General features: G+C 48.7%; 17 protein-coding genes. 15 read left to right on the forward strand and 2 right to left on the reverse strand.

Annotation, left to right across the window (positions count from 1 at the left end; genetic code table 11):
- Positions 1-66: 66 nt before the first annotated feature.
- Positions 67-909, reverse strand: a complete 843-nt coding sequence (locus MUG84_RS02780) for an aldo/keto reductase (RefSeq protein WP_244720896.1) — start codon at positions 907-909, stop codon at positions 67-69.
- A gap of 19 nt (positions 910-928) precedes the next feature.
- Complete coding sequence (locus MUG84_RS02785; RefSeq protein ID WP_244719430.1) at positions 929-2134, reverse strand: MFS transporter; 1206 nt, start codon at positions 2132-2134, stop codon at positions 929-931.
- A 136-nt stretch (positions 2135-2270) separates the two neighbouring features.
- Here MUG84_RS02785 and MUG84_RS02790 point away from each other — a divergent pair, with 136 nt between their 5' ends.
- The 15 genes from MUG84_RS02790 (at position 2271) to MUG84_RS02860 (ending at position 14764) form a co-directional block, all read left to right on the forward strand.
- A complete protein-coding gene (locus tag MUG84_RS02790) occupies positions 2271-2645 on the forward strand; it encodes a winged helix-turn-helix transcriptional regulator (protein ID WP_244719433.1) in 375 nt (124 codons plus the stop codon).
- Positions 2646-2836: 191 nt separating this feature from the next.
- Positions 2837-3652, forward strand: a complete 816-nt coding sequence (gene sleB, locus MUG84_RS02795; protein WP_244719436.1) for a spore cortex-lytic enzyme — start codon at positions 2837-2839, stop codon at positions 3650-3652.
- A 133-nt stretch (positions 3653-3785) separates the two neighbouring features.
- On the forward strand, positions 3786-5069 hold the full coding sequence (gene yfmF, locus MUG84_RS02800) for an EF-P 5-aminopentanol modification-associated protein YfmF (protein WP_244719439.1): 1284 nt from the start codon (positions 3786-3788) through the stop codon (positions 5067-5069).
- A 3-nt stretch (positions 5070-5072) separates the two neighbouring features.
- Entirely contained in the window at positions 5073-6353 is a 1281-nt protein-coding gene (yfmH, locus tag MUG84_RS02805) for an EF-P 5-aminopentanol modification-associated protein YfmH (protein ID WP_244719442.1), read from the forward strand.
- A gap of 8 nt (positions 6354-6361) precedes the next feature.
- The gene (gene ymfI / locus MUG84_RS02810; protein WP_244720899.1) at positions 6362-7126 is read left to right on the forward strand and encodes an elongation factor P 5-aminopentanone reductase; all 765 of its coding nucleotides are present in this window, start codon (positions 6362-6364) and stop codon (positions 7124-7126) included.
- A 123-nt stretch (positions 7127-7249) separates the two neighbouring features.
- On the forward strand, positions 7250-7501 hold the full coding sequence (locus MUG84_RS02815) for a DUF3243 domain-containing protein (protein WP_244719445.1): 252 nt from the start codon (positions 7250-7252) through the stop codon (positions 7499-7501).
- Between the two features lie 74 nt (positions 7502-7575).
- Positions 7576-7737 (forward strand): hypothetical protein, encoded by a 162-nt coding sequence (locus MUG84_RS02820; protein WP_244719448.1) that lies wholly within the window; start codon positions 7576-7578, stop codon positions 7735-7737.
- 13 nt (positions 7738-7750) lie between these two features.
- Complete coding sequence (locus MUG84_RS02825; RefSeq protein ID WP_244720901.1) at positions 7751-8512, forward strand: DUF3388 domain-containing protein; 762 nt, start codon at positions 7751-7753, stop codon at positions 8510-8512.
- Between the two features lie 28 nt (positions 8513-8540).
- Complete coding sequence (locus MUG84_RS02830) at positions 8541-9596, forward strand: RodZ domain-containing protein (RefSeq protein WP_244719451.1); 1056 nt, start codon at positions 8541-8543, stop codon at positions 9594-9596.
- Between the two features lie 114 nt (positions 9597-9710).
- Complete coding sequence (locus MUG84_RS02835) at positions 9711-9872, forward strand: hypothetical protein (protein ID WP_244719454.1); 162 nt, start codon at positions 9711-9713, stop codon at positions 9870-9872.
- A 162-nt stretch (positions 9873-10034) separates the two neighbouring features.
- The gene (locus tag MUG84_RS02840) at positions 10035-10526 is read left to right on the forward strand and encodes a YajQ family cyclic di-GMP-binding protein (RefSeq protein WP_244719457.1); all 492 of its coding nucleotides are present in this window, start codon (positions 10035-10037) and stop codon (positions 10524-10526) included.
- A 165-nt stretch (positions 10527-10691) separates the two neighbouring features.
- Complete coding sequence (pgsA, locus tag MUG84_RS02845) at positions 10692-11279, forward strand: CDP-diacylglycerol--glycerol-3-phosphate 3-phosphatidyltransferase (protein ID WP_244719460.1); 588 nt, start codon at positions 10692-10694, stop codon at positions 11277-11279.
- Positions 11280-11397: 118 nt separating this feature from the next.
- A complete protein-coding gene (locus MUG84_RS02850) occupies positions 11398-12672 on the forward strand; it encodes a competence/damage-inducible protein A (protein ID WP_244719478.1) in 1275 nt (424 codons plus the stop codon).
- A 223-nt stretch (positions 12673-12895) separates the two neighbouring features.
- Positions 12896-13957, forward strand: coding sequence for a recombinase RecA (gene recA, locus MUG84_RS02855; RefSeq protein ID WP_280521123.1), 1062 nt, complete (start codon positions 12896-12898; stop codon positions 13955-13957).
- A 78-nt stretch (positions 13958-14035) separates the two neighbouring features.
- Positions 14036-14764 carry a regulatory protein RecX gene (locus MUG84_RS02860; protein WP_244719481.1) on the forward strand — a complete coding sequence of 243 codons (729 nt, stop codon included), beginning with the start codon at positions 14036-14038 and terminating at the stop codon, positions 14762-14764.
- The last annotated feature ends 82 nt before the right edge of the window (positions 14765-14846 follow it).

Genomic DNA, 14846 nt, shown 5'->3' on the forward strand with positions numbered 1-14846 from the left:
TTGGTTCTTGGCCGCTTTTTTTTTGTGCTTCGTTTTTGTTCTTTGCAACAGATGGTAGAATATCCGTTAAAAATCGAAATTGTCGGGATCCGGACCTACACGGCGGTTTTGATTCAAGACATCGATGCGTTTCATCTCGTCGTTCGTTAGCTCAAAATCGAACACCGACGCGTTCTCGATAATGCGATGCTCCTTGGTCGACTTCGGAATCGTAACGACGCCGTTTTGAAGATCCCAGCGCAAAATGACTTGGGCGACGGATTTGCCGTGCTTGGCGGCAATCTCCTTCAGTAGCGGTTGGTTGAGCAGCTCGCCCTGCATCAAAGGAGACCAGGCTTCCAGCTGGATTCCGTGCTCGCGGGTGAACCGAAGTAAATCCCGCTGCGTCAGGTAAGGATGGTATTCGACCTGGTTTACGGCAGGCTCTACACGGGCGTCCTTAAGCAAATCCTCCAAATGGTGAACCTGGAAGTTGCTGACGCCGATGGCTTTGACGCGGCCTTCTTCGTAAAGCTTTTCCATCGCTCTCCAGGTGTCTTTGTATTTGCCCGCGACCGGCCAATGGATCAGATACAGGTCCAGGTAATCCAGTCCCAGCTTGGAAAGGCTGGCGTCATAAGCCGCCAAGGTTTCTTCGTACCCCTGATCGCTGTTCCATACTTTCGACGTCACGAAAAGATCTTCTCTGCGCAGGCCGTTTGCCTCCATCGCTTCGCGGATGCCTTGCCCGACGCCGCTCTCGTTGCCGTAGATGGCCGCGGTGTCGATGCTGCGGTATCCATGCTTGATCGCTGCTTTAACGGCTTCCACAAGCTCGGAGCCCTCCTCGACCTTGAATACGCCGAGGCCCAGCCACGGCATGTCCATGCCGTTGTTCAATTTGGTCGTACTTTGCAGTTGTAAATTCATCATCGTTTCCTCCTTAAGGCTACATGTTATTTTGTGCTGCCGATGCAGCGTCCTTTCTTTCCAATCGTTGGCTTATGCCGGTAAGCAGCGCGGCTGCAGCCACCATGGCGGAGCCGACCAGGCCGGTGTATCGAAGCCCGATCAGGTTCGCAACGATACCGCCCAAATACGCGCCCAAGGCGATCCCCGCATTGAACGCGGCAATATTGACGGCCGAAGCGACGTCGACGGCTTTAGGGGCAAAGCGCTGCGCGAGCATAACCACATAAGCTTGCAATCCCGGTACGTTCATGAATGCCAGCAGGCCCAGTAGAAAGACGGAGATCAAGGCCACCGTCTTGTACGGCGCCGTCCAAGCCATCAGCGCCAACGCCGCGGCCTGCAGGATAAACATGACAAGCAGGGCGGAGAGCGGGTTGCGGTTGGCCACCCTGCCTCCGATTCCGTTTCCGATGGCGATGGCAATGCCGTACAGGAACAAAATGAAAGCGACAGTCGACGCTTTGAATCCTGTTATTTCATGAAGCAATGGGGATAAATAAGTGAAGACGACGAACGTTCCGCCATAACCGAGCGCCGTGATCAAAAACGCGAACAGCAGCCGGCCGTTCGTGACAAGTTTGACCTGCTCCCGCACTGGCGTCTTCGCTCCCTTGTGAAGATGACCGGGGATCCATATCGCGTTGGCAGCCAAGGCAACGATGCCGACGACGGTGATCGCTAAGAACGCTGTGCGCCATCCGAAATGCTGGCCGATCAAGGTACCAAGCGGCACACCGGTCACCGTGGCGATGGTCAGTCCGCTGAAAAGGGTGGCGATTGCGCCGGCCTTGCGGTTCTCCGGCACCATATCGGCGGCGATCGTCGTCCCAACGGACATAAACACGCCGTGAGCCAGCGCCGAAATGATCCGTCCCGCAAGCAGCATTGCGATGCCGCTCGCCGAAGCGGCCATGCCGTTTCCAACAATGAAAACAAGCATGACTGCGATGAGCAGCGTTTTGCGCGACATGCCCATCGTGAGCGAGGTCAGCACGGGAGCTCCAAAGGTAACGCCCAAGGCATACAGCGTAACCGTCAGCCCCGAAAGAGTCACGGATATATTCAAATCCCCCGCAATGAGGGGAAGCAGTCCAACACTGATGAATTCGGTCGTTCCGATGGCGTAGGCACTGATGGCCAATGCCAGCAGGGCGAAGATGCTTTTTTTGTTTTCTTGCTGCAATTGGCGTTCACTCCTATCTGTTCAAACCGGCCGGTGAGTGCTATTATGAAGGCCGTCGACCCAAAAGAACAGTACGCACTTAAAAGTACCATAGGTACTGGAAAGTTCCCATCAATCGTTAACGGAGGCATGCAGAATGAAAAAATACAACATTTCCGTGGAAGCGACCCTTGAAGTCATCGGAGGCAAATGGAAGTGCGTCATCTTGTGCCATTTGACGCACGGGAAGAAACGGACCAGCGATTTGCGCCGGCTCATGCCGGGCATTACCCAAAAAATGCTGACCCAACAGCTGCGGGAATTGGAGAATGACGGGATCGTGAACCGGATCGTATACAACCAGGTGCCGCCAAAGGTGGAATATGAGCTGAGTGAATACGGCTGGAGCCTGAAATCCATACTGGATTCCCTGTGCGCATGGGGGGATCAACATATTGTCCGCAATTATGGAGATAAATTTCTCGTTCTGGAGGATAACATTTTGAACAAGCCTGGAGAGCCGGATTCATAAACCGCGAACTTAGAAAGGAAATCTCCATAGCGATAACTTCAACAGGTAAATAACATGAATAATCAAGACCTGCTGTACACCCCGATGGTGCGGCAGGTCTTTTTTTGCATTGTGCATAGTTAATGGTGGCTCTTGTCATAATAACCGTAGCCATCCTAGTCAAACTCACAAGAGAAAGGTAGAGCTGCCATATGAAAAAAGCGAAATTATGGATGACATTTGGACTACTGGTCCTTTTGTCAGTTTCGGTATTTGCAGGTCTTCAGCCAAGCCCAGAGGATAAGGCCCGATCCGATAAACAGCCTGTTACAGATGAATCCGTTCCGACATTCGGGACAACGACCCTGAAGTATGGTTCCTCCGGACAGGACATCTATGAACTGCAGGGACGCTTGAAATTTCTCGGATTCTATAACGGCAAGATTGATGGTCAATTTGGGGACTCTACATTAAAGTCGGTCAAATGGTTCCAGTCGGAATTCGGCATGAAAGTAGACGGTACGGTAGGTGCAAAGACCAAGTTGAAGCTTTATAACGCTACGAAGAACTGGAAGCCATCCGAGTCTGCTGCAGGCAAAGGTCAAGCGCCTTCGAACAAAAATGGCGGAGGCGACAAAGGTGAACACATGGCTTCCGCCAATTCGATGGGATTATCGGAAAATGATCTGAAGATCATGGCTAACGCTGTTTATGGGGAATCAAGGGGCGAGCCTTTTGAGGGCCAAGTGGCGGTGGCTGCCGTTATTCTAAACCGTGTCAATTCGCCAAACTTCCCGAATACGGTTCACGGCGTTATTTTTCAGCCGGGGGCGTTTACGGCAGTAGCAGACGGTCAAATCTGGCTTGAACCAAATGACACCGCACGAAAAGCAGTCCAGCAGGCTTTAAACGGATGGGATCCAACAGGAGGCTGCCTGTATTACTTCAACCCGAAAACGGCAACCTCGAAGTGGATCTGGTCCCGGCCGCAGGTCAAAACCATCGGGAACCATATCTTTTGTATGTAAGGTTTTTCTGGCCGCAAAAACAGCAACCGGAGAGTTTGTCTTCGGTTGCTTCTTGACTTTGTAATGGTATAGAATGGAACATATTCACACGGGTAAGCGATAGACAAATTCATGGCTAAAGGAGTTTTGGACCTTGAATAAAACAGCATTTCAACATGGTAACGCGGGGCGTATGCGGATACACGTACTGCCTACGAAACGCTTTAAAACATTTGCCATATCGCTTTATGCAGGCATTCCGCTTGCAGAGGATACGGTTACGGCAACGGCTCTGACTCCATTTGTGTTGCGGCGCGGAACGGAATCCTTTCCTGAAACGAGACAATTCCGTGAGCAACTGGAGCAAATGTACGGAGCGGGTTTTGGCTTTGATGTATATAAACGCGGCAACTACCAGATGGTACAATTCCGCATGGATACCATTAATGATTCTTTTGTTAAAAATGAGGGCAGTTTGCTTGAGGCTTCCTTTGCATTCCTTGGTGAAGTGGTTACGCGCCCTGCGCTGGAAAACGGTCATTTCCGCAGTAGCTATGTGCAGGCCGAGAAGGAAAATGTGCGCAAAAAGCTGGATGCCATCGTGAACGATAAAATCAGATACGCTTCGGAGCGCTGTATCGAGGAAATGTGCCGGAATGAGCCTTACCGTCTGCATCCGCTCGGACAGCGCAAGGATCTTGACGGCATTACACCGGAAAGCCTGTATAGTTCTTACCAGAAGTGGCTGGATACGGCGAGCATGGACTTGTATGTTGCCGGTGATACGACGCTGGAAGAAGTGGAGAAGCTCGTCAATAAGCATTTTTCGTTTGGCTCTGGTTCGAATGAGGTATCATACAAGCAGGAAGTATCTACTCGCAAGGCGGATGAGGTACGAACTGTGGTTGAAAAGATGGAAGTCAGCCAGGGCAAGCTCAATCTGGGACTCCGCACATCCCTTACATATGCCGATGAGCAGTATGCCGCCGTGCTTATGTATAACGGAATATTGGGAGGCTATCCGCACTCCAAGCTCTTTATGAATGTACGTGAAAAGGAAAGTCTGGCCTATTATGCCTCCTCCCGTTATGACGGACATAAAGGCATCGGTACGATTCAGTCGGGTATCGAGATTCAGAACTACGAGAAAGCGCTTGAGATTATTAAGAAGCAGCTGGACGATATGCGTGCAGGTAACATTACCGATCTTGAAATGTCGCAAACCAAGGCGATGATCCGGAATCTGCTGCTCGAGATCGATGATTCAGCCTTTGAAATGATTGCGTATGATTTTAACCGTCAATTCTCAGGGAAGGACCGCCCGCGCGCAGAGCTGCTGCAGCAGGTGGAAGCGATTCGGATTGAGGACGTGAAGGCGGCTGCGGCTACCTTTGAGCTGGATACGATCTATTTCCTGAAGGGGCAAAAGGAGGAATAATCGGTGGAAAAACTTCAGTTCGATAACTTGCAGGAAACGCTATACAAGGAAGTTATGGACAATGGACTTCATGTGTATGTGCTGCCTAAACCGGGCTTCCAAAAGATGTATGCAACTTTTGCAACAAAATACGGCTCAGTAGATAACCATTTCCGCGTGGAAGGACAGGAAGAGATATCCGTTCCGGACGGAATCGCGCATTTCCTGGAGCATAAGATGTTCGAGGAACCGGAAGGCGATATCTTTGCGACGTTTGCCTCCAATGGGGCGTCAGCCAATGCTTTTACAAGCTTTGATCAAACGGTCTATCTGTTCTCGGCTACAGAAAATATCGAGAAAAACCTGGAGACCCTGATAAACTTTGTTCAGAATCCTTATTTTACGGATCAAAATGTGGAAAAGGAAAAAGGGATCATCGGACAGGAAATCAATATGTATCTGGATAATGCCGACTGGCGGGTGTACTTCGGTCTCATCGAAGCGATGTACAAAATTCATCCGGTTCATATTGACATTGCAGGTACGGTAGAATCGATCGGCACCATTACAAAAGAAACCCTTTATACTTGCTATAATGCGTTTTACCATCCAAGCAACATGCTGCTGTTTGTCGTAGGCGGCGTTAACCCGGAGGAGATTTTCAAGCTTGTACGATCCAATCAGGCAGCGAAGGACTATAAGCCGCAGGGCGATATCGAGCGCATTTTCGATCCGGAAAAGGTGGAAGTGGCAGAGAAACGCCGCATAGCCAAACTGGCCGTATCCATGCCCAAATGCCTTTTTGGCTTTAAGGAAAAGACTGTAGGAGCCACCGGTAGTGATCTGCTTCGCCGCGATCTGACGAGCAAGCTCATGCTTGATCTGCTATTTGGTTCGAGTACGGAGCTGTATCAAAAGCTGTATGATGAGGATCTGATCTCCGACAGCTTCTCACACGAATATAACAGTTCCGCTCAGTATGCTTTCTCGGCCGTCGGTGGCGACACTCCAGATACAGATAAACTGCTGGCGAGAGTACGTGAAGAAGTCGACAAGATCCTGCAAAACGGTTTTAAAGAAGATGATTTTGAACGGGCCCGGAAAAAGAAAATCGGCGGATATCTGCGCACGCTCAACTCGCCTGAAAATATTGCTCACGAGTTTACTCGATATCAGTTCCGCGACAGCGATTTCTTCTCCGTGATTCAGGTTTACGAATCGATTACATTAAAAGACGTCAATGACCGTTTGCAGGAACACGTAGACTGGAATCAGTTGGCGGTTTCGATCGTGGTGAATCCGTAATGGGTAGCATGGGAGAGGGAGGTTTTACAAAAGCCTTAAGCGATACAACGGTTCTGGTCACAGGCGCGAGCAGGGGAATAGGCGCTGCGATTGCCGAGCGCTTTGCACAGGCCGGAATGAATGTTGTTATCCATTACGGAGCTTCGCATGAAGCGGCTAATGATGTGGCCCGTCGCTGCATGCAGCATGGAGCGAAGGTATTGACGGTATCAGCGGATTTGAAAGACCATCAGCAAATCCTGCGAATGCGGGATAAGCTTGAGAGTCACGGCCTTTTGCCAGATATCCTGATCAATAACGCTGGCATCTCGCATTACGGGATGCTGGCGGATGTGACGGAGGAGAAGTGGGATGAGGTCATGTCAGTGAATTTAAAAGGATTGTTTCTCTGCACGCAGGTGTTTATGCCTTACATGATTTCGCAGCGATATGGACGGATCATTAATATGTCTTCCGTATGGGGAATATCAGGTGCTTCTTGTGAAGTACTGTATTCCACAACCAAAGGCGGAATCAATGCCTTTACCAAAGCATTAGCCAAGGAATTGGCTCCTTCGGGAGTAACGGTAAATGCGGTTGCGCCGGGCGCCGTTAATACGGAAATGCTCGGACATCTCGATGCGGATGAGAAGCGGATGCTGGAGGAGGAAATACCTGCAGGCAGGTTAGCCACGCCAGATGAGATTTCATCCTTGGTGTATTTTCTGGCACTCCCTGAATCCGGGTATATCAACGGTCAGGTGATCAGTCCCAACGGGGGCTGGGTCACCTGATTGCCTTGTATTTCGCACTGGGTACGGCTGGATGATTCCGCCTTGTATAGGTATAGGCCATTGAGGTTATATTACAATTGTTGATTTTAAATCTCATGCGCCAAGCCAAGGGAGGACTTATCAATGACTGTAATCAAAAATTTTGATTCCTGGAAAAAATTTCTGGGTGAGCGCGTTCTGCAAGCCGAGAAAATGGGAATGAGCGAAGATACCATCGCCAGACTCGCTTTTGAAATTGGTGACTTCTTGGAACAGAAAGTGGATCCGCAAAACTCCTCTAACCGCGCACTGAAGGAGTTATGGGAAGTCGGCAACAAAGAAGAGCGTCATACCATTGCGCACCTGATGGTCAAGCTCGCGAAGAAAAACGTTTAGTCATCTGGATTGAATAGAAGACAAGCTAGTTCATACTTTTAGGAAAAAGCTCCCGGGTAGGGGGCTTTTCTCTAATGGTTACAGTATTGAACTTGTTTTTCACTATTATTTTTTATATCATTAACGTGACCCAACATTATGGCAGTGAAATTTTTAAGCCTCTCCCGCAAGGGCAGCAGGTTTATTTTGTCGAAATCATGGGAAAAGTTCAGATGAGGTGTCAAGGTGGAAGCTAATCAAACGAAGCAAATGAAACAATGGTACATGGAATACAGGATACATAAAAACCGTCCAGGTCTACTGGGTGATATTGCATCCTTGCTCGGTATGCTGGAGGTTAATATATTAACGATTAACGGGGTAGAAGGTAAGACACGGGGAATGCTTCTTGAAACGGATGACGATGAGAAGGTCAACCTGATGGGCGCGATGCTTAAAAAGGTGGACAACATTACAGTTTGTGCGCTTCGGGAACCTAAGCTGGTGGATATTCTTGCTGTACGGCACGGGCGTTATATCGACCGGGATTCGGATGACCGCAAGACATTCCGTTTTACCCGGGACGAACTCGGATTACTTGTCGACTTTTTGGGTGAATTATTTAAGAAGAACGGAAATCAGGTCATCGGTCTTCGTGGAATGCCGCGTGTCGGAAAAACCGAGTCGATTATTGCCGGTAGTGTATGCGCAATGAAGCGCTGGACTTTTGTATCCTCGACCCTGCTTCGTCAAACGGTCAGAAGTCAGCTCTCCGAAGATGAAATGAATCCGGGCAACGTATTTATCATCGACGGCATTGTAAGTACGATCCGCTCCAATGAACGCCATTATAATTTGCTGCAGGATATTATGGGGATGCCTTGTACCAAAGTCATTGAGCATCCGGATGTGTTCGTACAGGAATCGGAATATACGTATGATGATTTTGATATTATTGTCGAGCTTCGTAACAATCCGTCTGAAGAAATCATTTATGATACTTTTACCAGTTCCTACAATGACGACATTTAAATAATACTTACTATGAGGAGGTGATGGTATGTCTGAACTGGGACAACAGTTAAAAGAAGCCAGACTGCAGAAAGGCATGAGTCTGGATGATGTACAGGAAATGACAAAAATACGAAAAAGATATCTGGAGGCCATCGAAGCTGGAGATTATAAGGTGCTTCCCGGAAGCTTTTACGTGCGGGCTTTTATTAAAACATACGCTGAAACGGTAGGTTTGGATCCCGATTTACTGCTCGAAGGTCATAAGCAGGAGGCTCCGTCCGAGCCGGAACCAACGATGGAGCCGGTCATTCAAAAACGCAGCAGCACCCGTTCTTCAGAGCGTAACGTCAAATGGCTGTCCACGACACTGATGTGGATTTTTCCAATTTTGATCATCGCTGTTATTTATTTGTATGCAAGCCATTCGATCAATACAAAATCGGTGAATGTCGACCAATCGAAGGTTACCGATAATCAGCAGGATCCAACCAAAACTCCGGCTGATACGACTCCGCCGGCAACCACTGATCCAGGTCAAACAGCTGAAGGTACCGGAACGACGACTCCTGGTGATACCCCTAGCGGAGGAACGGCGGGCGGCGATCAAACCACTACAACGCCTCCAGACAATGGCACGAATACAGACGGCACTACGACGGATAACGGCACAACCACGCCGTCAGGCGAACAGACCGTTTCGGTTCAGCAGACAGGTAAGAAGGGCAAGGATACAATTTTCACAGTATCTGCTCCTCAAGGTACTACGGTTTCCGTTGAAATCAAAGCTACCGGCAAGAGCTGGCTGGAAGTATACAAGGGTGAAAATAGCCATGGAGAAAAGCTCTCGTACGGCAGTACAAAAGATGGAGATGTTTTAAACTTTCCAATCGACTCTTCCGGTTTGTATATTAAATCCGGTTATTCGCCGGCTACCACCATTACTGTGGGCGGCCAGACGATTACAGATGGCAAGTCGACTTCCCGGATTGAGCTGAAATTGGCTGATCCAAACAGCCAGGCCACAACCGGAGACCAGTCTAACAGTACCGGAACAAACAGTACGGATACGAACAGTTCATCTGTCAGCAACAACAACGGCTAATTCAGCACGAGGCTGAAGAGCGAATATGCCGGCGCCTTTATGGAGACAATAAGGACTGGCTTCAAATTGAATCCAGTCTTATATCTCTGGCAGATGAAATGAGGTGTATCGATTATGGTAGTCAACTGGATCGTGGTCGGTCTTGGTATCATTGTCAGTCTCCTCGGTTATTATCTGACTCCCAATGCATGGGGGTACGGCATATTGGGCTTTGGACTTGCGCACATTGTGCTCGGAATTCTGGGCATGTTCAGACAACCAGAACGCAGCCGCTAATGTGGCCGGGTTCTTGCCCATAAGAGACATTCCTAAGATCGGATTTATCCGCCCGGGAATGTCTTTTTGGTGTGTTAGCAGCATTTTGTGAAGTTTCGATTAGACTTGTACGCAACATTTTCATATAATATGACATGGAGTTTTAAGAAAGGACGTGTATACATGAGTTCAGAAAGTTCATTCGATATCATTTCCAAGTTTGATTTGCAGGAAATGAACAATGCCATCAATCAGGCGGAGAGAGAGATTGAGACCCGTTTTGATTTTAAAGGCAGCAAAAGCAGCCTGAAGCTGGAAAAGGAAGCGCTGGTCATCGTTTCGGACGATGAATACAAGCTGAAATCCGTCATTGATATTCTTCAAACCAAAATGATCAAACGAGGGCTTTCGCTTAAAAATGTAGATTACAGCAAAATCGAACCAGCTTCGATGGGAACGGTTCGTCAGCGCATTACTTTAAAGCAGGGGATTGATCAGGAGAATGCGAAGAAAATCAATGTGCTGATCCGCGATTCCAAACTGAAGGTCAAAAGTCAGATCCAGGGTGATCAGATTCGTGTAACTGGCAAGAGCAAGGACGATCTTCAGGCTGTTATGCAGCTTTTGCGCAAGGCGGATTTGCCGCTTGATCTGCAGTTTACGAATTTCAAATAAAACGCATCTAGACGCGGGGTTCTGAACGGGAGATTCCTGTTAACCGCTCCATGCGTGTTTTTGACAGGTGATAAAACGTTATATTATACTTGTGAAGATAAGTGTAGTAAGGGACGTTTTTACATATTTTACTTCAAGATTTGTTTTATCCGGGGAGGGTGTACATTGAATTTGCCCAACCGTATTACCATTGCAAGAATTTGTCTGATTCCGATTATGATGGTCTTTCTTCTGGTAGACTTTAGCTTCTACCCCGATCCTCTAGTCTGGAATTCTTACGAGCTGCCCATGAATCAGTTGATTGCGGCAATTGTTTTTATTGTGGCAGCCAGCACGGACGGTATAGACGGTTATTTGGCACGCAAGAACAACATGGTTACAAATCTGGGCAAGCTGCTTGATCCTTTGGCGGATAAGCTGCTTGTGGCGGCGGTGCTGATATCTCTCGTCGAGATGGGCAAATGCGATTCATGGATCGCGGTTGTCATCATCAGCCGCGAATTTGCAGTGACCGGGCTTCGGCAGATCGCGCTTCTGGACGGCTCTGTTGTTGCGGCGAGTAAATGGGGGAAAGCCAAGACAGTGGTGCAGATCATCGCCATTGTATTGATGCTTCTCAACAACTTCCCATTTGAAATGATTGGAGTACCGCTCGATACGATCGCCACATGGGCGGCTGCTTTGATTACCATTTACTCAGGAATCGATTATTTTGTGAAAAACAAACATTTGCTGCGGTTAAACAACGCATAAACGGCAATAGGGCTATCCTATTGCTTTTTCTTTCTTCGGTTCTTTGATTGTACCCGGCCTGAATTGTGTTAATGATAGCTTGATCTGAAAATGCGCATCATTTAGGAGGAATAACACCATGAAAGCGGAAATTATTGCAGTGGGAACCGAGCTGCTGCTTGGGCAAATTTTGAATACGAATGCACAGTATTTGTCCCAGGAACTTGCGGGAATGGGAATTAACGTCTATTACCAAACGGTTGTCGGCGATAATATGCAGCGTTTGCAGCATGCCATCGAACATGCCGCCCAGCGCGCGGATATCCTGCTCCTGACTGGCGGCATAGGACCCACACAGGATGATCTGACGAAGGACGCACTAGCAGCTGTTCTGGGCCGTTCTCTTCACATTGACCGTCCGGCCATGGATCAGGTGGAGAAGTTCTTTGTCAACCGCGGAATAAGCATGACCGAAAATAACCGGCGCCAGGCGCTTGTTATCGATGGAAGCACGCCGCTTCCGAATGAAACAGGTTTGGCTGTAGGCATTGCGATCGCACAGGATGAGAAATTCTATATCGTGCTACCGGGTCCACCGAAGGAAATGAAGCCGATGTTTGACGGTCAGGCTAAACCTTGGCTCTTGCAGCATGCGTTGACGAATGAAATGCCGATCTATTCTAAAATGCTGAAGTTTGCGGGGATCGGGGAATCTTTACTCGAGGATAAGCTACTGGATTTAATCCAGGCTCAGAGCGACCCGACCATCGCCCCTTATGCCAAGGAAGGCGAGGTATCTGTCCGCATCTCGACAAAAGCGGGCAGCGAGCTTGAAGCCATGAAGAAGCTGGAGGCTCTGGAAGCCCAAATCCAAAAACGACTGCCTAAGCATATGTATGCGAACACGGATGTTCCGATTGAGAACATGATTGTGAACATCATGGCGGATCGTGGACTTACCCTTAGTGCGGCCGAGAGCTGCACAGGTGGACTGCTGATGGAGAGCATTACGGCGGTTCCTGGCAGCTCAGCGATGTTTCAGGGAGGAATCGTATGCTACTCCAATCAAATGAAGGAGAGGCTTCTGCATGTGCCTCATGCGCTGCTTGAAGGCGAAGATGCCCCGGGTGCCGTGAGCCATGAAGTGGCTGAAGTGCTTGCGGAGCAAGTCAGAAACATTACGGACAGCGATTTCGGCCTTTCGGTCACTGGGGTTGCCGGACCTGCCTATTCTGAACGCAAGCCTGTTGGTCTGGTTTATATCGGACTCGCGGAACGCGGGAAGAAAACAGAGGTGTTCGAGCTCCGTCTCAGTGGAAACCGCGAGACGATCCGCATTCGTTCGGTCAAGACTCTGCTTCATCATCTGTGGCTGAGATTGATTACGCATGAGGCGGATTCCGCATCGGTCTAAGACGAAGTTGTACAATAGCTCTTCCAAGAGGTATAATATAGATATACGGAAGAACCGTGCAAATATAAATTTTGCTGCGGTTCTTTTCTTTTCCGGGAGCTGCGGCGAATGCCGGAAGGAGAATGGTCGGGATAAAAAAACGAATGTATGTTCGAAAAAATGCTTGGCAAACGTTTCAAAACAAGGTATGATATGAGTATAAACGGTGAAGGATGTGAGTTTATTGTCAGATCGTCGTGCTGCGCTGGAAATGGCGCTTCGTCAGATAGAGAAACAATTCGGTAAAGGTTCAATTATGAAGCTGGGTGAGTCAACTCACATGCAGGTGGAAGTCGTTCCCAGCGGTTCCTTGGCTTTAGATATAGCGTTAGGTATTGGCGGTCTCCCGAGAGGCCGTGTAATAGAAGTATACGGACCGGAATCTTCCGGTAAGACGACAGTGGCTCTCCATGCCATTGCTGAGGTTCAAAAGGCGGGTGGACAAGCCGCATTTATTGATGCGGAGCATGCGCTAGATCCTCTTTATGCAAGCAAGCTTGGTGTCAACATTGATGAACTGCTGCTTTCCCAGCCGGATACGGGTGAACAGGCGCTGGAAATTGCTGAAGCGCTTGTACGCAGTGGAGCAGTAGACATTATCGTTGTGGACTCGGTAGCTGCTCTCGTGCCGAAAGCCGAGATTGAAGGCGAAATGGGTGATTCCCACGTAGGTCTTCAAGCTCGTCTGATGTCTCAGGCGCTCCGTAAGCTGTCCGGTGCGATTGCTAAGTCCAAGACCATTGCCATCTTCATTAACCAGCTTCGTGAGAAGGTTGGTGTGATGTTCGGTAACCCTGAAACAACGCCCGGCGGTCGTGCCCTGAAATTCTATTCCTCCGTGCGTCTGGATGTTCGCCGGATTGAAAGCATCAAGATGGGTAATGATGTTGTAGGTAACCGTACACGGATCAAAGTTGTGAAGAATAAGGTAGCCCCTCCTTTCAAACAGGCTGAAATTGATATCATGTATGGAGAAGGCATTTCTAAAGAGGGCAGCATTATTGACATCGGAACGGAACTTGATATCGTGAACAAGAGCGGTGCCTGGTATTCGTACGAAGGCGAACGGCTGGGTCAAGGCCGTGAGAATGCCAAGCAGTTTTTGAAAGAACACACGCAGATTTCCGAAGTGATTGAAAACAAGATTCGGGAAGCTAGTAATCTTACGACCCTGGTTCCTGCTCCTACATCCAGTGAACTGGAAAAAGAGCAAAAGGAAGAAGAGGAATTGCTAGAGCTTGAATAAACGTTAACCTATATAAAGGCGCCCTGGTGAAACCTGACTAGGGTGCCTTTTCCATTAGATATAAAAGGGGTTGAATCCATGCAAATGGAAGAACTACATAGGCAGCAGGAGATGACGGATATAAATCATTTTCCTGACGGTATGGATTTGGAGATTACGGCTATAGAGAGACAGCCGAAGCAGAAAGGGCGTTATCTGATTTCATTTGGTGAATATACGCTGTCCATTCATGAAGATGTCATGATTAAATACCGCATGCTGAAAGGGAATCTCTTCACCAAGCAGGAGCTTGAGGAAATCATTCTGGCTGATGAGAAGCAGCGCGCCTATGTGCAGGCTCTGAAGTTTCTGGAACGAAAGCAGCGTACGCGGAAGGAGCTCGCGGACCGGTTGCGTGAGAAAGAGCATGCCCAAACGGTGATCGAGCATGCCCTTGAGCGCTTGGAGAAGGAAGGGCTCATCAATGACGAGCTGTATGCGAAGCAGTGGGCTGAGCAGCGGATTTCAAGCCAGCGGAAGGGTAGAGCATGGGTTAAGCAGGAGCTTCGCCAGAAGGGCGTAGACAAGACGGTGATCAGCGAGGCGCTTGCAGAAGTGAGTCAGGAGCAGGAATATGAAAGCTGCCTGGTAGTCGGAAGGAAGAAATGGAACCAGACACACGGAGAAGTCATGGACAGAAAGCGGAAAACGGGTGCCTTTTTAATGAGAAGAGGGTTTTCCGGCGAACAGGTTCGACAAGTAATTAATCAGCTGATCCGCGAAACAGGCGAGTCAGAAGAAGATATGGAGCATTTTTCATTCGAATGAGGGAAAAGTTAACATATTATGAAACGCACTCTCTTGACAATATCTTTTCACAAATACTAAAATGAATATGAATCTTGTACCG

Source organism: Paenibacillus mangrovi, assembly GCF_022898935.1.
Classification (GTDB): domain Bacteria; phylum Bacillota; class Bacilli; order Paenibacillales; family Paenibacillaceae; genus Paenibacillus_AQ; species Paenibacillus_AQ mangrovi.